Consider the following 19063-nt stretch of genomic DNA (forward strand, 5'->3'; position numbering starts at 1 on the left):
GGATGGTGTGCTCGTCCACCGTGTAGTGGTGGTACATGTTGAACTGCATCATCGCCACGACCCGGCCGAATTGCGGGATGAAGCGGCCGAGCAGCCCGCATTCGTTCATCCGGCGCAGCGCGCGTTCGGGGTCGCGCGAGCGGGCGAGCATCGTCAGGAAGATGGCATTGGCCTCGGGGTTCGCGCGCAGCGCGTCGTCCACAAGGTCGAGCTTCGCGGCGACCAGCCGCATCGCGGCGGGGTGGAGCAGCGCTTCGGTGCGCAGCCCTTCGGCGAACAGCCGCAGCAGGTTCACCGGGTCGCGGTCGAACAGCTCGGGATCGGCGACGTCGATGCGCCCGTCGCGCAGCCGGAATCCGGACGCAAGCCGCGTCGCGCCGCCGAAGCCGAGCGCGCGGCTGATCGCGCCGAAGCCGGGGCGGGTCTTCTTGTGGGTCTGCTCCAATGCGGCGCAGAACCACCGCGTGAGGTCGCCCACATCCTTGGCCGCGCGGAAATAGTCCTGCATGAAGCGCTCGACGCCGCGCCGCCCGCCCTCGTCGGCGTAGCCCATCCGCTCCGCCACTTCGACCTGCATGTCGAAGCTCAGCTGCTCCTGCGCCCGGCCCGCGATGTCGTGCAGATGGCACCGCACGGTCCACAGGAAGCGCTCGGCGGCCTCGAAGGTCGCGACCTCCGCCGGGGTGAACACGCCCTGCGCGACCAGCTCGCCGACGCTGTCGGCGTGATAGAGGTATTTCGCGATCCAGTAGAGGGTCTGGAGGTCGCGCAGCCCCCCCTTGCCCTCCTTGACGTTCGGCTCGACCAGATAGCGCGAGCCGCCGTTGCGGCTGTGGCGCAGGCGGCGCTCCTCGAGCTTGGCCTCGACATATTGCGGGCCGGTTTTCTCGAACAGCTCCTTCCAGAGCCTGCGGTCGAGTTCGGCGAGCTGCGCCGCGTCGCCCCAGAGGAAGCGCTTCTCAAGCAGCGTGGTGCGGATGGTGACGTCGTCGCGGGCGAGCCGAACGCATTCCTCGGGCGTGCGGACGGCCTGTCCGACTTTCAGCCGCAAATCCCAGAGCAGGTAGAGCGCCGTCTCGATCACGCTCTCGCCCCAGGCTGTCTGCTTCCACGGGCGCAGGAACAGCAGATCGACGTCGGAGAAGGGCGCCATCTCGGCGCGCCCGTAGCCGCCCACGGCGACGACGGTCAGCTTCTGGCCCGAAGTGAGATTGCCGTTGGGGTGGAGCGCATGGGCGGCGTCGAGCACGCAGCGCACGACCTCGTCGATCAGCGCCGACAGCGCGCGCGAGGCCGCGCGACCGTCGATCTCGCCGGCGCGCAGCCGCGCCGAGATCGCGGCCTTGCCGTCGGCGATGGCGCGGCGCAGGATCGGCGCGGCGGCGGCGCGGGCCTTCTCGGCGTCCGCCGCCGCGGCGACGGCGTCCAGAACCTTCGCCGGATCGAGCGGCGGCGCGCCGCGAGAGTGCGCGGTCGCATGGCCCGTGGCGGGTGCGCAGAGGTCCATCGCGCTCACGAGCCCGCGGCGAAGCGCGCCGAGGCCGGCGCGCGGAGCGCGAAGCCCTCCGCGGTCGCCTCGTAGATCGCGAGGGACCGGTCGACCAGACCGTCGCGCCCGAAGCGGAACGCGCCGGCGGCCCCCTCGAAGCCCTGCGGACGCTCCACGGCGTCGGGCGCGAAGGCCGCCCGCGCGCCGGAGGCGCGGGCGGAGCGGACCATCTCCGCCGCCGCCGCCGCCGCGTCATGGGCGAGCACGGCGAGGTCGGTCGGCGCGCGCCCGTTCGCGGCGCGGAAGCGAGCGGCGAAGGCCTGCTGGAGGCCCGCGTCTGGCGCGGCGAACCAGCCGCCGCGCAAGGCGGCCTCCTGCAAGGTGGCGTCGGTGCGCCAGCCTGAGAGGCCGAGGAAGCGCACGCGGCCCGGCGAGACGTCGTAATAGTTCAGGAAGGCGGCCACCAGCACGAGCCCCTGTCCGCGATCGACCAGCAGGACCGAGTCCGCGCCCGAGCCGAGGATCTCCGGCGCGCCGGTCCGCGTCGCCTCCTGCACGCCTTCGTTGGTGCGCCGATAGGGGACCGAGGCCACGAGCTGCGCGCCGCCGGTCCGCCGCGCGTCGCGCGCCGCCGCCTCGGCGACGTCGCCATATTGCTCGTCGGGGCGCACCAGCGCGACGCGGCCGACGCCGTTCTGCGCGGCGTAGGACATGATCCGCCAGACATCGTTCTCCGGCGCGAAGCCCATCGCATGCACGCCGCCGCCCGCCGCCCCGGAAAACGGCGTGAAGCTGAGCGCCTGCGTCCCCGTGGCCGCGAGGACGGGCCTGATCTCGATGGCCTCCTGCGCGTAGACCGGCCCGAGGATCAGCGCGGCGCCCTCGGCGACGGCCTGCTCGGCCATCGCGCGGGCGCGGGAGGGGTCGGCGGCGGTGTCGTAGACCCTCAGGTCCACCAGCCCCGGCGCATCCGCCAGCGCCAGCCGCGCCGCCGCCTCCATGTCGCGCGCCTGCGCCTGCTGGGCGGGTTCGGGGCCGCTGAGCGGCAGCAGCAGCGCGACAGGCGCGGGCTGCGTCGGGTCGGTCGTCCGCGCCGCGGTCGGCGCGGGAGCGCCGCCGGCGGGCGGGGCGGTGACTGGCCCCGAGGCGCAGGCGGCCAGCGCGAGCGCGGTCAGCGCGCCCAGAAAACGGGTGACGAAACCAATCGGCGCGCGCATCATGAACCTCTCGAACGACATTCGACATCGGCTGCGCGGCGGCGCGCGGCGGCGAGACAGTATGACCCCGACCTCCCGAAGTAAACGCGCAGCCGACGAGGGGCGCGCCGACGACCCGCCGCCGCTCGCGCCCGGCCTCCACCTCGTCGCCACCCCGATCGGCGCTGCGGGCGACGTGACGCTGCGCGCGCTCGACATTCTCGCCCGCGCCGACATCCTCGCCGCCGAGGACACCCGCCGCACCGGTCAGCTTCTGGCCGCGCACGGGATCGACCGGGGCGACAGGCGGATGGTGGCCTATCACGACCACAACGCGCCCGCCAAAGCGCCCTGGCTGATCGCGCAGCTGCGCGAGGGCGCGTCGGTGGCGCTGGTCTCCGACGCCGGCACGCCGCTCGTCGCCGATCCGGGCTGGCGGCTCGCGCGCATGGCGATCGACGCGGGCGTGCCGGTGCGCGCGGCGCCCGGCGCTTCGGCGCTGCTCGCGGCGCTGGCGGTGGCGGGGCTGCCGACCGACCGTTTCCTGTTCGCGGGCTTCCCGCCGGTGAAGACGGCCGAGCGCGCGCGCTGGCTGGACGAATTCGCCCGCGTCCCCGCCACCTTGGTCTTCTACGAAGCGCCGCACCGCCTGCCCGAGAGCGTCGCCGCGATGGCCGAGGCGTTCGGCGACCGTCCCGCCGCGATCTGCCGCGAGTTGACGAAGACGTATGAGGAGGTTCGCCGGGACGGGCTCGCCGGGCTTTCCGCGGCGCTGGCGGCGGAGGGGCCGCCGAAAGGCGAGATCGTCGTGGTGGTCGGCCCGCCCGCGGCGCGCGCCGCGGGCCAGGAGGAGATCGACGCGGCGCTGCGCGCGGCGCTGGGCGAGCACTCGGTCAAGGATGCGGCGGCGCTGGTGGCGCAGGCGCTCGGCGCGCCGCGCAAGGACATCTACCGCCGCGCGCTGGCGTTGGCGGGGGCGCGATGACGTCCGCCGAACGGCGCGGGCGCGCGGCCCATCTCGCCGGGCTCGCCGCCGAGGAGATCGCGGCGCGGCTCTATGCGGCGGAAGGCGGCGCGGTGCTGGCGCAGCGCTGGCGGCCTGACCGGGCGTCGGCGCGCGAAGGCGCGGGCGAGATCGACCTCGTGGTCGCGCTCGCGGGCGCGCTGGTGTTCGTGGAGGTGAAGGCCGGGCGCTCGGCGGCCTTGCGGCGCGACGCCATTTCGCCCCGGCAATGGGCGCGCTTGGAGGCGGCGGCGCAGGCGTATATGCTGGCGCATCAGACGGGCGCATGCCCGGTGCGCTTCGACGCGGTCTTCATCGGCCCCGACGGCGCGGCGCATCGGGTCGAGAACGCCCGCATCGGCGAGGCGTGGTGACATGAGCGGACATTTTCTCCCCCGCGCGGCTGCGGCCGCTTTGGCCCTGGCGCTGGCGGGCTGCGCGCCTGCTGCGATCGTCGGGCTCGGCGTCGGCGCCGGCGTCGCGCAGGAGCGCAGCACGCGCGATCAGATGACCGATTTCGAGATCGGCCTCAGCATCCAGAACGCGCTCGCCTCCGAGTCGGGCGCGCTGTTTCAGGCCGTCGATCTGGAAGTGGTGGAGGGGCGCGTGCTGTTGGCGGGCGCCGTGCCGCGGCCCGAGGACCGCATCCGCGCCGTCGAGATCGCCTGGGCGACGCCGTCCGTGGTCGAGGTCATCAACGAGCTGGAGGTGGCGGGGTCCGGCGGCATCTCGGGCTATGCGAACGACGCCTGGATCAGCACGCAGGTGCGCTCGCGTCTGCTCGGAACGCCGGGCGTCAACCCCCTGAACTTCAATGTGGATACGGTGAACGGCGTCGTGCATCTGCTGGGGCTCGCGCGCTCGCAGCAGGAGTTGCAGCGCGCCGCGCGGGCCGCCGCCGCCGTGCCCGGCGCGCGCCAGGTGGTCAGCCATGTCCTGCTGATCGACGACCCGCGCCGCAAGGCCCCCGCCGCCCGTCCCTCCGGCGCGACCCCGCCCGCTCCCGCATCGGCGGGCTGACGACCGCGCCTTTTCGCCCGCCTTATCGGAGCGCCCCATGGCTCTTTCCGTCGCCATCCAGATGGACCCCATCGAGCAGGTGGACATCGACAAGGACAGCACCTTCCGCCTCGCCGAGGAGGCGCAGGCGCGCGGCCATGCGCTGTTCGTCTACCACCCCTCCGACCTCGTCTGGCGCGAGGGGCGCGTGCTGGCGACGGGTCGCGACGCGACGGTGCGGCGCGTGCGCGGGGACCATGTCGCGCTCGGGCCGCGCCGTCAGGTGGACCTCTGGGAGTGGGACGCGGTGCTGCTGCGCCAGGACCCGCCTTTCGACATGGGCTACATCACGACCACCCACATCCTCGAGCGCATCCATCCGAAGACGCTCGTGGTCAACGACCCGTTCTGGGTGCGCAACTGCCCCGAAAAGCTGCTCGTGCTCGACTTCGCGCATCTCGGGCCGCCGACGATGATCGCGCGCGGGCTCGACGACATCCGCGCCTTCCGCGCCGAGCATGGCGACATGATCCTCAAGCCGCTCTACGGCAACGGCGGCGCGGGGGTGTTCCGGCTGCCGGAAAGCGACGCGAACCTCTCTGCGCTGCACGAACTGTTCATGGGCATCAACCGCGAGCCGCTGATCGCGCAGAAATTCCTTCCGGCGGTGTCGGAAGGCGACAAGCGGGTGATCCTCGTGGACGGCGAGGCGGTGGGCGCGATCAACCGCGTGCCGAAGAAGGGCGAGACGCGCTCCAACATGCACGCCGGCGGCGTCGCGGTGCAGACGCCGCTCACCGAGCGCGACCGCGAGATCTGCGCCGAGATCGGGCCCTTGTTGCGCGAGCGCGGGCTGATCTTCGTCGGCATCGACGTGATCGGCGGGAACCTCACCGAAATCAACGTCACCTCGCCGACCGGGATTCAGGAGCTGGAGCGCTTCGACGGGGTGAACGCGGCGGCGCTGATCTGGGACGCGGTCGAGGGCCGGATCGCGCGGGCGCGGGCGGCGTGAGGCGGCCCCCGTGTCGCTGCGGCTGCGCGCGCTCGCCCTCTATCTGAGGCTCGTCGAGAAACCCTATCTCGCGCGCGCGACCGACCCTGTGGAGGGGCGGGCGCGATTGGAGGCGACGGCGCGGCGCATCTTCCCCGACCCGCCGGGCGCTTCCTATGCGCGGGCGGAGATCGGCGGGGTGGGCGGGCTCTGGGCGCGCTGCGGCCCCGCCATCCCCGGCGCGGCGATACTCTATCTGCATGGCGGGGCCTTCATCATGGGCTCGGCCAACACGCACCGCCATCTCGGGGCGGCGCTGGCGCGCGAATCGGGCGTCGCCGCCTTCCTGCCGGATTACCGCCTCGCCCCCGAGCATCCCCACCCGGCTGCGCTGGAGGACGCGCTCGCCGCCTATCTCGGCTTGCTCGACGCGGGCTTCGCGCGGATCGCCGTCGCGGGCGACAGCGCCGGCGGCGGGCTGGGCTTCGCGATGGTCGGCGCGGCGCGGAAGGCCGGCGCGCCCGATCCGGCGTGCCTCGTCGGCTTCTCCCCATGGACCGACATGACGATGCGCGCGCCCGCCCTGCGCCGCAACGCGTGGGCGGACCCGATGCTGCCGGTGGCGCGCATGCCCGAAGTGATCGCCTGGCGCATGGGCGGCGGCGACCCGTTGGACCCCTCCGCCTCGCCGGCGCTCGCGCGCTTCGACCCCGCGCCGCCGCCCGCTTTAATTCAGGCCAGCCCGTCGGAAATCCTCGCCGACGACGCGCGCGCCATGGCGGAGGTCTTGCGCGCCTGCGGCGGGAGCGCGACGCTGGAATGGGAGCGGGGCGCCCCACACGCCTTTCAGGCGTTCTGCGGCTCGGTGCCCGAGGCGCGCGCGGCGGTCGCGCGCGCGGGGGCGTTCATCCGCGCCGGCCTGCGCGCGAGACCTGATGAAGAGACGGGAGACGCCGCATGACCGACGCCGAGATGACCGAAGCGCTGGCGCGGGTCTCGACCGCCACGCTCTCCACCGTCCTTCTGAAGAAGGGCGTCCGCAGCGCCTGGATGAAGGGGCCGAAGCCTCTCCTCGCGGACGGCCCGCGCGTCGCCGGTCGCGCCTTCACGCTGCGCTTCGTCCCCGCGCGCGAGGACCTCTCGACGCCTGCCGCCTGGGCCTCGCCCCGCTCGACCCGCGCCGCCATCGAAGCGGCCCCGCAGGGCGCCGTCATGGTGATCGACGCGATGGGGCTCGGGGCTGCGGGCGTGTTCGGCGACATCCTGTGCGAGCGGTTGGCGCGGCGCGGCCTCGCGGCGCTGGTGACCGACGGCCCGGTGCGCGACGTCGCGGGCGTCGAGGCGACCGGCCTGCCGGTCTGGTGCGCGGGCGCCGCCGCGCCGGCCTCGGTCGCCGCGCTGCATTTCGTCGGCTGGGGCGAGACGGTCGGCTGCGGCGGCGTCTGCGTCGAGCCGGGCGACTGGATCGTCGCCGACCGCGACGGCGCGCTGGTCGTCCCGAAGGCGATGGCGGCGGAGGTCGCCGCCGCCGCTGCCGAGCAGGAGGCCTTCGAGGAGTGGGCGCTCGCGCGCGTCCGCACCGGCGCGGCGCTTCCGGGCCTCTACCCGCCCGACGCGGCGACCCGCGCGGCCTATGAGGCGGAGCGAGGCTGACCCGCGGTCAGATCGGCCCGATCGCGGTTCCGCGCCGCGGCGTCAGCAGCCCGGCCGCCAGCCAGCCGCCGACGAAGCCGCCCAGATGCGCCTCCCACGCGACGCCGCCCCCGCCCGTCGCGCCGAAGCTGACCGACAGCAGCAGGTTGACCAGAACGATCCCTCCCATCGTGCTCCAGAACCGCTTTTTGGGAAGCTCGTGCGCACTGATATAGCGCCACTCCCAGCGCTTCATCGCGCCGAGAAAGCCGAACAGCGCGCCGGAACAGCCCACCATCGGCACGAAGGCGAGCCCGGTGTCCGCGATCAGCCCGAAGGCCAGCGCCCCGGCGGCGGCGGTCGCGAAGAAGATCGCGAGCATGCCGCCGGTTCCCACGGCGCGGCACATATGCGCGCCCAGCGCCAGAAAGACCGCCGTATTCATCGCCAGGTGCAGGAAGCCGCCATGCAGGAAGGCGTGGGTGAAGAAGGACAGGTAGAAGTTGATCGGCACGTTCTGGCCGGCGAGGAACGCCGCGAACCAGAGATCGAAGAAGGCGAAGCTGCGATAGGCCTCGAAGCGCAGCCCTTGCGGCGCGAGGCCGAGATCGGAGGCGGCGAGCAGCGCCTCGATCCCCACGAACAGCGCCGCCATCGTCCAGACGATCGCGGGAGCCCCGGCCTTCACGCGCGCCGCCTCGCGCGCGACGCGCGCGCTTGACCCGCTTTTGGGCGCGCCCGATAAGGCGCGCGCATCGAGCGAAGGGGTCTGGCATGGGTGAGACTGTGGGGCATGAGCGGCGCGTGTTCTCGGGCGTTCAGCCCACGGGGAACCTTCATCTGGGCAACTATCTCGGGGCGGTCAAACGCTTCGTCGAAATGCAGGAGCAGGACGTCCAGACCCTCTACTGCGTGGTCGATCTGCACGCAATCACCATGCCCTACGACCCGCGCGCCCTGCGCCACGCGACCCGGGAGCTGACGGCGGCCTTCCTCGCCTGCGGGCTCGACCCGGCGAAGTCGATCCTGTTCAACCAGAGCCAGGTGCCGGCGCACGCAGAATTGACATGGCTTTTCAACTGCGTGGCGCGGATCGGCTGGCTCAACCGGATGACCCAGTTCAAAGACAAGGCGGGCAAGAACCGCGAGGCGGCGAGCGTCGGCATCTACGCCTATCCGGTGCTGATGGCCGCCGACATCCTCGTCTACAAGGCGACGCATGTGCCGGTGGGCGAAGATCAGAAGCAGCATCTGGAACTCGCCCGCGACATCGCGTCCAAGTTCAACCTCGATTTCGGCGCGCCGGACTTCTTCCCGCTGCCCGAGCCGATGATCGAGGGGGCCGCGACCCGGGTGATGTCCTTGCGCGACGGGACCAAGAAGATGTCGAAATCCGACCCGTCCGACCTCAGCCGGATCAACCTCACCGACGACGCCGACGCCATCGCCCAGAAGATCCGCAAGGCCCAGACCGACCCCGAGCCGCTGCCCTCGGAAGAGGAGGGGCTTGAGGGGCGGCCGGGGGCTGCGAATCTCGTCGCGATCTATGCGGCGCTCGCCGACATGCCGAAGGCGGCGGTGCTGGCGGAATTCGGCGGCCAGCCCTTCTCGGCGTTCAAGCCGGCGCTGGCGGAACTGGCCGTCGCGAAGGTCGCGCCGATCGCCGGGCGGATGCGCGAACACCTCGCCGATCCCGCTCATATCGACGCCGTGCTCGCCGACGGCGCCGAGCGGGCCGAGGCGATCGCCGCGCCGGTCGCGCGCGACGCCTACGAGATCGCGGGGCTGCTGCGCACGCGCCGTTGACGGCGCCCCGGCGCGGGCGGGCGCGCGTCCGACGCCCTGCGCGCTCTTGCGACAGGGCGCCGCGGTTTGTTACCTGACGGCATGACACAGAGCGATTTCCTCGCGCCCCGGGAGGCGAACCACCAGCCGCTGACGCCGCTGGGCTGGCTCGCGCGCGCCGCCACGACTCATCCCGACCGCGTCGCCGTGATCTCGGGCGACGAGCGGATCTCCTATCGCGACTTCCACGCCCGCGCGCGCAGGCTGTGCTCTGCGCTGGGCGCCCATGGCGTGCGGCGCGGCGACGTGGTCGCGACGCTGCTGCTCAACACGCCGGCGCAACTGGAGGCGCATTTCGGCGTTCCGATGAGCGGGGCGGTGCTGAACACGCTCAACACGCGCCTCGACGCGGCGGGGATCGCCTTCATCCTCGACCATGGCGAGGCGAAGGCGCTGATCGTGGACGCGGAACTCGCGCCGCTCGCGCGCGAGGCGCTTGCGCTCTGCACGGCGAAGCCCTTCGTGGTGGAGTATGTCGACCCCTCGGCGCCGGCGCCGCGGGCGTTTCCCGACGCGCTCGACTACGAGGCGTTCCTCGCGCAGGGCGACCCGGATTGCGTCTGGGAGGGGCCGTCGGACGAGTGGGAGTCGATCTCGCTCAACTACACCTCGGGCACGACGGGTGACCCCAAGGGCGTGCTCTACCACCACCGGGGCGCGGCCTTGCTGGCGACGGGCAACGCGCTGCATGCGCAGTTGCATCAGGGCGCGGTCTATCTCTGGACCCTGCCGATGTTCCACTGCAACGGCTGGTGCTTCCCGTGGTCGATCACGCTGGTCGCAGGCACGCATGTCTGCCTGCGGCAAGTCCGCGCGAAGGTGATGTACGATGCCATCGCCGATCATGGCGTCACCCATTTGTGCGGCGCGCCGATCGTGATGGCGACGCTGCTCGGGGCCTCCGCCGACGAGAAGCGCGACTTCCCCCAACGCGTGCGCTTCAACACCGCCGCAGCGCCGCCGCCGGAAAAGGTGCTGGCGGGGATGGCCGCCGCCGGCTTCGACGTCACCCATCTCTACGGCCTGACCGAGACCTACGGACCCGCCGTGGTCAACGAATGGCGCGCGGAGTGGGAGGCGCTGGAGCCGGGCCCGCGCGCGGTCAAGAAGGCGCGGCAGGGGGTGCGCTACGCAGCCCTCGAATCGCTCGCCGTGCTCGACCCCGAGACGATGGCCCCCGTGCCGGCGGACGGCCAGACCATCGGCGAGGTGATGTTCCGCGGGAACGTCGTGATGAAGGGCTACCACCGCAACCCGGCGGCGACCGAGAAGGCCTTCGCGGGCGGCTGGTTCCATTCCGGCGATCTGGGCGTCACGCATCCCGACGGCTACATCCAGCTCAAGGACCGCGCCAAGGACATCATCATCTCGGGCGGCGAGAACATCTCCTCCATCGAGGTCGAGGACGTGCTCTACAAGCATCCCGCCGTGGCCTTCGCCGCGGTTGTGGCGAAACCCGACGAGAAATGGGGCGAGACGCCCTGCGCCTTCGTCGAGCTGCGCCCGGGCCATGACGCCACGGAAGCCGAGATCGTGGCGTGGTGCCGCGAGCATCTGGCGCATTACAAAGCCCCGCGTTCCGTGATCTTCTGCGAGGTGCCCAAGACCTCGACCGGCAAGATTCAGAAATTCGAATTGCGCAAGCGGGTTCAGGGCTGACGCGGAGGCGGCGCGCCCCCTCTTTCGAGGTCTGCGCCGGGAGGACGAGAGATGAGCGACAAGAACCAGGACTCGGTCGCCGAGTTCAACGAGAAGACGAAGAAGTACGGCACCGCCTATGCGGTGTTCGGCGAAGCGCTGGGCGGCGACTCGCTCAAGACCACTGTGAAGATCGTTCAATACGCGCTGGTCGCGGTCGCCGTGTTCGTCGTGCTGGCGGCGGTCTGGGCGCGGATCGCCGGCTGAGGGGGCGGTCGGGGCGGCGCGGCATTTTCCATGCTGCGGACGCGCATTCCTCGCGTTAGCTTGCGGCGACTCAGACGCCCGCACAGGACCGCCCCATGCATGATTTCAAGAAGATCCTGATCGCCAACCGCGGCGAGATCGCGATCCGCGTGATGCGCGCGGCCAACGAACTCGGCAAGCGCACGGTCGCGATCTACGCCGATCAGGACAAGCTTGCGCTGCACCGGTTCAAGGCGGACGAAGCCTACAAGATTGGCGAGGGGCTGGGGCCGGTCGCGGCCTATCTCGCCATCGACGAGGTTATCCGGGTCGCGCGCGAGAGCGGGGCCGACGCGATCCATCCCGGCTACGGGCTGCTGTCGGAGAACCCCGATTTCGTGGACGCCTGCACGGCGGCCGGGATCGCCTTCATCGGCCCCAAGGCCGCGACGATGCGGATGCTCGGCGACAAGGCGAGCGCGCGCAAGGCCGCCATCGCCGCGGGCGTGCCGGTGGTGCCCGCGACCGAAGTCCTGTCCGACGACATGGGCGAAGTGCGCCGCATGGCCGCCGAGATCGGCTATCCGCTGATGCTCAAGGCGAGCTGGGGCGGCGGCGGGCGGGGCATGCGGCCGATCCTGTCGGAGCAGGAACTCGAAGCCAAGGTGCGCGAGGGGCGGCGCGAGGCGGAAGCCGCCTTCGGCAATGGCGAGGGCTATCTGGAGAAGATGGTCCAGCGCGCCCGCCATGTGGAAGTGCAGATCCTCGGCGACCGGCACGGCAACATCGTCCATCTCTTCGAGCGCGACTGCACGGTGCAGCGGCGCAACCAGAAAGTCGTCGAGCGCGCGCCCGCCCCCTATCTCGACGAGGCCAAACGCGCGGAGATCTGCGAATACGGGCTGCGCATCGCGCGCCACGCCAATTACGAATGCGCGGGCACAGTCGAATTCCTGCAGGACGTGGACAGCGGCGCCTTCTACTTCATCGAGGTCAATCCGCGCGTGCAGGTCGAGCACACCGTCACCGAGGAAGTGACGGGGGTGGACATCGTGAAGGCGCAGATCCGCATCGCCGAAGGCGCGCGGATCGGCGACGTCGCCGACAGCGGCGTGCCGGCGCAGCACGAGCTGCGCCTCGACGGCCACGCAGTGCAGTGCCGCATCACCACCGAGGACCCGCTCAACAATTTCATCCCCGATTACGGGCGGATCACCGCGTATCGCGGCGCGACGGGCTTCGGCATAAGGCTCGACGGCGGCACGGCCTATTCGGGCGCCGTCATCACCCGCTATTACGATTCGCTTCTGGAGAAGGTGACGGCCTGGGCGCCGGCGCCGGAGGAGGCGGTGGCGCGGCTCGACCGGGCGCTGCGCGAATTCCGCATCCGCGGCGTCGCCACCAACCTCGCCTTCGTCGAGAACCTGATCGCGCAGCCCGCCTTCAAGGACGCGACCTACACCACGCGCTTCATCGACGAGACGCCGGCGCTTTTCACCTTCCGCCCCCGGCGCGACCGCGCGACGAAGATCCTGCGCTACATCGCCGACGTCACGGTGAACGGGCATCCCGAGACGGCCGGCCGCCCGCGCCCGCCCGCGACCGCCCATCCGCCGCGCCCGCCCAAACCCCGCCGCGAGACGCCGCCGGACGGCTGGAAGCAGCTGCTCGAAGAGAAAGGCCCCAAGGGCGTCGCCGAGGCGATGCTGGCCTCGCGCCGGCTGCTGCTGACCGACACGACGATGCGCGACGGCCACCAGTCGCTGCTCGCCACCCGCATGCGCTCGATCGACATGGTCAACGCAGCGCCCGTCTATGCGCGCAACCTGCCGGAGCTGTTCTCGGTGGAGTGCTGGGGCGGCGCGACCTTCGACGTGGCCTACCGCTTCCTGCAGGAATGCCCGTGGCAGCGGCTGCGCGACCTGCGCCGGCGGATGCCGAACATGCTGCTGCAGATGCTGCTGCGCTCGGCCAACGGCGTCGGCTACAGCAACTACCCCGACAATGTGGTGAAGCTCTTCACCCGGCAGGCGGCGCAGACCGGCGTCGACGTGTTCCGCGTCTTCGACGCGCTGAACTGGATGGAGAACATGCGCGTCGGCATCGACGCGGTGCTCGAGACCGACAAGATCTGCGAAGCGGCGATCTGCTACACCGGCGACATCGACGACCCGGACCGCGCGAAATATTCGCTGAGCTACTATGTGAAGCTCGCCAAGGAGCTGGAGGCCGCCGGCGCGCATGTGCTGGGGCTGAAGGACATGGCGGGGCTGCTGAAGCCGCTCGCCGCGCGCAGGCTGGTCGCCGCGCTGAAGGACGAGATCGGCATCCCGATCCATTTCCACACGCACGACACGTCGGGCATGTCGGCGGCTTCGGTGATCGCGGCGGCGGAGGCCGGGGTGGACGCGGCGGATGCGGCGATGGACGCGTTCTCGGGCATGACCTCGCAGCCCTGCTTCGGGGCCATCGTCGAGGCGCTGCGCGGGAGCGAGCGCGACACCGGTTTCGACCCGGCGGTGATCCGCGAGATCTCGACCTATTGGGAGCATGTGCGCGCGCAGTACATCGGCTTCGAGACCGACATGAAGGCGCCGGCCTCCGAAGTCTATCAGCACGAGATGCCGGGCGGGCAGTTCACCAACCTCAAGGCGCAGGCGCGCAGCCTCGGGCTGGAGGAGAAATGGCCGGAAGTCGCGAAGGCCTACGCCGAGGCGAACGCCATGTTCGGCGACATCGTCAAGGTCACGCCGTCCTCCAAGGTGGTGGGCGACATGGCGCTCATGATGGTGACGCAAGGGTTGAGCCGCGCCGATGTCGAGGACCCCGCGCGCGACATCGCCTTCCCGGAGTCGGTGGTGGGGATGATGCGCGGCGATCTCGGCCAGCCGCCGGGGGGCTGGCCCGAGGCGATCCAGAAGAAGGTGCTCAAGGGCGAGGCGCCGACGACCGACCGGCCCGGCGCGCGGCTGGCGCCGGTCGATCTGGAGGCGGTGCGCGCGCAGGTGAGCGCCGAACTCGAAGGCAAAGTCGTCGACGACGAGGACTTGGCCTCCTATCTGATGTATCCCAAAGTCTATCTCGATTACATGGGACGGCGGCGCGAGTTCGGCCCGGTCCGGCAATTGCCGACGCCGATCTTCTTCTACGGGATGGAGCAAGGGCAGGAGATTTCGGTCGATCTCGAACTCGGCAAGACGCTGGTGATCCGGCTGGCGGCCATCGGCGAAAGCCATGACGGCGAGATCAAGGTTTTCTTCGAACTGAACGGCGAGCCGCGCGCGATCCGGGCGCCGGACCGCCACGCCGGGCAGGGCAAGGCGACCCGACCCAAGGCCGAGCCGGGCAACCCGGCGCATGTCGCAGCGCCGCTGCCGGGGGTGATCGCCACGGTCGCCGTGTCGGACGGCGCGACGGTGAAGCCGGGGGACATGCTGCTCTCCATCGAGGCGATGAAGATGGAGACGGCGCTGCACGCCGACCGCGCGGGCGTTGTGAAGAGGGTGCACGCGCAGGCCGGCGCGCAGGTCGACGCCAAGGACCTGCTGGTCGAATACGAGGCGTGAGGCGGGTCACCCCGCGCCGCGCGTCTTGCGCAGGAGGCGTGCGGCAAGGCGCGGCGCCGGCTCGGAGGCGTCGCCGACCTCGATCATCGGGGCCGGCGCCGCGTCGAGCCGCTTGCGGTCCTGCCGCGCGCGCAGCGCGTAGCCTGCGGCGCCGCCGCCTGCGAAGGCCAGCGCCGCCAGCCCAAGCGTGACGAACTGGGTCAGCATCAGCGCGATGCCGAGCCCCGCCGCGCCGCCGGCGAGCAAGGTCGGGCCGACGCGGCTGAGGGCGCCGGGTTTGCTCGCCTTGAGAATTCGCTTTTCCGCCGCCTCCCGGTCGCGCAGCCGCTGCTGTTCGGCCTTGACCCGCAGCGCCTCGCGCTCGCGCGCGTGCTTCTCGCCGAGCTTCGCCTCGCCGAGGCGCTTCTGGGCGCTGGCGAGCGATCCGAACCAGAGCGCCGTCATCGCCCCGATGGCGAGCGCGAGGGCGGCGTAGAGCGGCCAGGTGGTTCGCCAGTCGCCGAGCAGGGCGACATAGGTGAGAAGCGCCGTGACGGCCTGCAGCAGGGCCACTCCGATCAGAAAGCGCATGGCCGCTCCCCTCGCGCGGGGAGCGCCGTCACTCCCCTTCGATCAGGAATATATGCAAGGCGACCGGCCCGTGCGCCCCCAGTTGCAGCGTCTGGCCGATATCGGCGGAGCGCGACGGCCCGGTCACCATGTTCAGCGTGCGGGGGTCGAGCCCGCGCGACCGCCACAGCGTCCAGAAATCCTCGAAGCCGCCGCACATGTCCGAGGCGCGGAGGACGACGAAATGCGTCTCGGACAGGAAAGTGAGGGTGACCGGATTCTCGGGGCCCGAAGCGAGGACCAGCGTGCCGGTCTCGGCGATCCCCGCCTGCGCGAGCGACAGGCCGGCGGGCTCCTCGATCCGGCCCGGACCCTGCGTCACCTCGACGCCGCCCCAGTCGAGCACGGCGAAGGCGGGCTCGGCGCCGCAGCGGATCGCCGCGGGCAGGTTGCGCGCGCGCAGCTCCGCGGCGAGCGCCGCGGGCAGGTCGGCCATGGCCGAAAGCCGCGAGACGGTCGCCGAGACGGCGGTCGCCTTGGCCTCGAAACGGTCGAGCCGCGCGGCGCCGGTCGTCTGCGCGATGGCGGGCGCGAGGCTCGGGGCGGGGCGGTCGGCGAGGCGCGCCCGGGCGGTCCCGGCGCGGGCGGGGTCGGCGGGGACGGCCTTGCGCAGCCGGTTGAGGATGGCCTCGCGCGCGCTCATGCCTTGCGCGCCTTCCATTGGGCGCTGAAGGTGGGGCCTTCGGGCGCGGGCAGGTCGCGATGGTCGGTCCAGCCGCCGGCGAGCGGCATCGATCCGAACCGGCCGCGCCGTCCGCCAATGGCCGCCATGATCTTCATCGCGATCCCGGTGGCGAAGCGGTACAGGGCGGGGCGCGTGGCGAAAATCGCCCAGAGGCCGATCCCGTAGCGCACCGGCGTCGGCGTGATCCGCTTCTCGAATTCGCGCTCGCGCCAGTGGCGCATCATGTTGGGGAGGGGGATTCGCATCGGGCACACCTCCTCGCAGCGCCCGCAGAAGCTCGACGCGTTGGGCAGCTGGCCGCCTTCCTCCACGCCGATCAGCGACGGCGTGAGGACCGCGCCCATCGGGCCGGGATAGACCCAGCCATAGGCGTGGCCGCCGATGCTCTGATAGACGGGGCAGTGGTTCATGCAGGCGCCGCAGCGGATGCAGCGCAGCATGTCCTGGAATTTCGAGCCGATCATGTTGGTCCGCCCGTTGTCGAGCAGGACGACATGGAACTCCTCCGGCCCGTCGGGGTCGCCGGGGCGGCGGGGGCCGCTGCTGTAGGTGTTGTAGACGCTCATCTCCTGCCCGGTGGCCGAGCGGCCCAGAAGGCGCAGGATCAGGCTCGAATCCTCCAGCGTCGGCACGATCTTCTCGATCGAGGCGAGGACGATGTGCACGCGCGGCAGGCTCTGCGACAGGTCGCCATTGCCCTCGTTGGTGACGATGACGCTCTGCCCGGTCTCGGCGATCAGCATGTTGGCGCCGGTGATCCCGACTTCGGCTTCGAAATATTTTCGCCGCAGCACGCTGCGCGCCTCGGCGACCATGCTGGAGATCTCGGACAGGTCGCGGTCCACGGGCAGATGCGCGTGGGTCTTGCGAAACAGCGCGTCGACTTCGGGCACCGTCACATGGACGGCGGGGGCGATGATGTGGCTGGGCGTCTCGCCGCGCAGCTGGATGATGTATTCGCCCAGATCCGTCTCGACCGGGTCGATGCCGGCGGCGGCGAGCGCGTCGTTGACCCCGATCTCCTCGGACACCATCGACTTGCCCTTGTTCACGGTCTTCGCCCCCGCCTTGCGGCAGATGTCGAGGATGATCGCGTTGGCGTCCTCCGCGCCTTCGGCCCAGTGCACATGGCCGCCGCTCTCGATCACCTTCGCCTCATAGGCTTCGAGATATAGGTCGAGATGGGCGAGGACGTGGTCCTTCATGTCGCGAGCGGCGTCGCGCAGCGCGTCGAATTCGGGCAGCTCGGCCTTGGCCTTGGCGCGTTTGCCGACGAAGCCATGGCGCGTCGTGGTCATGGCGCGCTGCATGTTCGGATCGACCAGCGCCGCCTTGACGTTGGACTTGAAGAAGCGGGTCGTGGGTTCGTGCGCCGTCATGGCTTGCCCTCCGCGATGGCGGGCCCGTGGGCCATGTCGGCCAGCACTTCGACGACATGGCGCGCCTGGGCCGTGGAGCCCGTGCGCTTGAGCTTGCCGGCGATGTTCATCAGGCAGCCCATGTCGCCGGCGAGCACAAGTTCGGCGCCGGTGGCCGCGATGTCGGCGACCTTGTCGGAGGCCATGCGGTTGGAGATGTCGGGGTATTTCACGCAGAAGGTGCCCCCGAAGCCGCAGCAGACCTCCGATTCGGCGAGTTCCTTCAGCGTCAGCCCCTCGACCGACGCGAGCAGGGCGCGCGGTTGCGCCTTCACGCCCATATGGCGCAGGCTGGAGCAGCTGTCGTGATAGGTGGCGGTCCCGACATAGGAGGCGGGGACCGAGGTCACGCCCATGACGTCGGTCAGGAACGAGACGATCTCGTGCGTCCGCGCGCCGAGCGCCTGCGCGCGGGCGCGCCAGTCGGGCTCGTCGTCGAACATGTGCGGATAGTCCCTGGCGATGGTGCCGCCGCAGGACCCCGAGGGGACGACGACGTAATCGTAGCCCTCAAGCGCGGCGATGGTCTGCTTGGCGATCCGCTCGGCGGTGGCGCGGTCGCCGGAGTTCCAGGCGGGCTGGCCGCAGCAGGTCTGGCCATCGGGAACTTCGACATGGCAGCCGGCGTCTTCGAGCAACTTCACCGTCGCGAAGCCGACCGTCGGGCGGAACAGGTCGACGAGGCAGGTGACGAAGAGCGCGACGCGCGGCGGCGGCGTGGGGGCGATCTGCTCGGGCGGCATGCTGCTCCTCGGGTTTTCAGACAAAACCAGAGCTAGCAGCGCCCCTCATGGCGAACAACGCGCATCTCGTCGCGGGACTTTCGAGGGGGAAGGGGTGGAGCCGAGACGCAAAGCCGGCTCCGACGCAACTTGATCACGCGATCACCATATCAATAGACGGTGACGATTGTGCGACGCAACACAAAAAAGGCCCGCCGCGTGCGCTGCGGCGAGCCCTATGTTGCGTCTGCGCTACAGACCGGTCAGTAGCGGTAATGCTCGGGCTTGAACGGCCCCTGCGGCGTCACGCCGATATAGGCGGCCTGCTCCTCGCTGAGTTCGGTGAGCTTGACGCCGAGCTTCGCCAGATGCAGCCGGGCGACCTTCTCGTCGAGATGCTTGGGCAGGACATGCACCGCCTTCTCATACTGCTCGCCGCGCTGGAAGAGCTCGATCTGCGCAAGCACCTGATTGGTGAAGCTCGCGCTCATAACGAAGGAGGGGTGGCCGGTGGCGTTGCCGAGGTTGAGCAGGCGCCCCTCCGACAGCAGGATCATGCGCTTGCCGTCGGGGAACTCGATCATGTCCACCTGCGGCTTGATGTTGGTCCACTTCATGTTCTTCAGGGCGGCGACCTGAATCTCGTTGTCGAAATGGCCGATATTGCCGACGATGCACATGTCCTTGAAGGCGCGCATGTCGTCGAGGGTCACGACGTCCTTGTTCCCGGTCGTGGTGATGACGATGTCGGCGCGCGGCGCGGCGTCCTTCAACGTCACCACCTCGAAGCCGTCCATCGCCGCCTGCAGCGCGCAGATCGGATCGACTTCGGTGACCAGAACCCGCGCGCCCGCGCCGGCGAGCGAGGCCGCCGAGCCCTTCCCGACGTCGCCATAGCCGCAGACCACGGCGACCTTGCCGGCCATCATCACGTCGGTGCCGCGGCGGATGCCGTCGACCAGCGACTCCTTGCAGCCGTACTTGTTGTCGAATTTCGACTTGGTGACGCTGTCGTTGACGT

The 19063-nt window shown here is 70.9% G+C and carries 17 protein-coding genes and 1 pseudogene; 10 read left to right on the top strand and 8 right to left on the bottom strand.

Annotated elements, in window-relative coordinates:
• Positions 1-1507, bottom strand: a pseudogene (locus V7Q31_RS13160) ([protein-PII] uridylyltransferase); the annotation flags it as partial.
• A gap of 5 nt (positions 1508-1512) precedes the next feature.
• Positions 1513-2706, bottom strand: a complete 1194-nt coding sequence (locus V7Q31_RS13165; protein ID WP_333834324.1) for a penicillin-binding protein activator — start codon at positions 2704-2706, stop codon at positions 1513-1515.
• Between the two features lie 61 nt (positions 2707-2767).
• On the opposite strand from V7Q31_RS13165, the gene rsmI reads away from it, so the two are divergent.
• The 6 genes from rsmI to V7Q31_RS13195 are packed head-to-tail and all read left to right on the top strand — an operon-like array spanning position 2768 to position 7334.
• On the top strand, positions 2768-3670 hold the full coding sequence (gene rsmI / locus V7Q31_RS13170) for a 16S rRNA (cytidine(1402)-2'-O)-methyltransferase (RefSeq protein WP_333834325.1): 903 nt from the start codon (positions 2768-2770) through the stop codon (positions 3668-3670).
• Positions 3667-4062: a YraN family protein gene (locus V7Q31_RS13175; protein WP_333834326.1), complete on the top strand. Its 396-nt coding sequence runs from the start codon at positions 3667-3669 to the stop codon at positions 4060-4062. Before rsmI ends, V7Q31_RS13175 begins: the two co-directional genes overlap by 4 nt.
• Before the next feature lies 1 nt (position 4063).
• Positions 4064-4708, top strand: coding sequence for a BON domain-containing protein (locus tag V7Q31_RS13180; protein WP_333834327.1), 645 nt, complete (start codon positions 4064-4066; stop codon positions 4706-4708).
• A gap of 37 nt (positions 4709-4745) precedes the next feature.
• Positions 4746-5702, top strand: a complete 957-nt coding sequence (gene gshB, locus V7Q31_RS13185) for a glutathione synthase (protein WP_333834328.1) — start codon at positions 4746-4748, stop codon at positions 5700-5702.
• A 10-nt stretch (positions 5703-5712) separates the two neighbouring features.
• Entirely contained in the window at positions 5713-6642 is a 930-nt protein-coding gene (locus V7Q31_RS13190) for an alpha/beta hydrolase (protein WP_333834329.1), read from the top strand.
• Entirely contained in the window at positions 6639-7334 is a 696-nt protein-coding gene (locus V7Q31_RS13195; protein ID WP_333834330.1) for a ribonuclease activity regulator RraA, read from the top strand. The genes V7Q31_RS13190 and V7Q31_RS13195 overlap by 4 nt, the downstream gene beginning before the upstream one ends.
• A 7-nt stretch (positions 7335-7341) precedes the next feature.
• Here V7Q31_RS13195 and V7Q31_RS13200 read toward each other — a convergent pair whose 3' ends face one another.
• Positions 7342-8001: a rhomboid family intramembrane serine protease gene (locus V7Q31_RS13200; protein WP_333834331.1), complete on the bottom strand. Its 660-nt coding sequence runs from the start codon at positions 7999-8001 to the stop codon at positions 7342-7344.
• Between the two features lie 86 nt (positions 8002-8087).
• Between V7Q31_RS13200 and trpS the strand changes: the two genes are divergently transcribed.
• The 4 genes from trpS (at position 8088) to pyc (ending at position 14608) form a co-directional block, all read left to right on the top strand.
• A complete protein-coding gene (gene trpS / locus V7Q31_RS13205; protein ID WP_333834332.1) occupies positions 8088-9119 on the top strand; it encodes a tryptophan--tRNA ligase in 1032 nt (343 codons plus the stop codon).
• A gap of 81 nt (positions 9120-9200) precedes the next feature.
• Positions 9201-10817, top strand: a complete 1617-nt coding sequence (locus V7Q31_RS13210; RefSeq protein ID WP_333834333.1) for an acyl-CoA synthetase — start codon at positions 9201-9203, stop codon at positions 10815-10817.
• Between the two features lie 51 nt (positions 10818-10868).
• Positions 10869-11063 (top strand): hypothetical protein, encoded by a 195-nt coding sequence (locus tag V7Q31_RS13215; protein WP_333834334.1) that lies wholly within the window; start codon positions 10869-10871, stop codon positions 11061-11063.
• Between the two features lie 95 nt (positions 11064-11158).
• Positions 11159-14608, top strand: a complete 3450-nt coding sequence (pyc, locus tag V7Q31_RS13220; protein ID WP_333834335.1) for a pyruvate carboxylase — start codon at positions 11159-11161, stop codon at positions 14606-14608.
• A 6-nt stretch (positions 14609-14614) separates the two neighbouring features.
• Here pyc and V7Q31_RS13225 read toward each other — a convergent pair whose 3' ends face one another.
• From V7Q31_RS13225 to V7Q31_RS13245, 5 genes are all read right to left on the bottom strand, one after another.
• A complete protein-coding gene (locus V7Q31_RS13225) occupies positions 14615-15178 on the bottom strand; it encodes a hypothetical protein (protein WP_333834336.1) in 564 nt (187 codons plus the stop codon).
• A 28-nt stretch (positions 15179-15206) separates the two neighbouring features.
• A complete protein-coding gene (locus tag V7Q31_RS13230; protein WP_333834337.1) occupies positions 15207-15860 on the bottom strand; it encodes a LutC/YkgG family protein in 654 nt (217 codons plus the stop codon).
• Entirely contained in the window at positions 15857-17281 is a 1425-nt protein-coding gene (locus V7Q31_RS13235) for a LutB/LldF family L-lactate oxidation iron-sulfur protein (RefSeq protein WP_333834338.1), read from the bottom strand. The genes V7Q31_RS13230 and V7Q31_RS13235 overlap by 4 nt, the downstream gene beginning before the upstream one ends.
• Positions 17278-18063, bottom strand: coding sequence for a (Fe-S)-binding protein (locus tag V7Q31_RS13240; protein ID WP_333834339.1), 786 nt, complete (start codon positions 18061-18063; stop codon positions 17278-17280). Before V7Q31_RS13240 ends, V7Q31_RS13235 begins: the two co-directional genes overlap by 4 nt.
• 242 nt (positions 18064-18305) lie before the next feature.
• The coding region (locus tag V7Q31_RS13245) for an adenosylhomocysteinase (protein WP_333834340.1) at positions 18306-19063 on the bottom strand (758 nt) is incomplete at its 5' end.

The organism is Rubrimonas sp. (genome assembly GCF_036788415.1).
In the GTDB taxonomy this organism is placed as follows: Bacteria; Pseudomonadota; Alphaproteobacteria; order Rhodobacterales; family Rhodobacteraceae; genus Rubrimonas.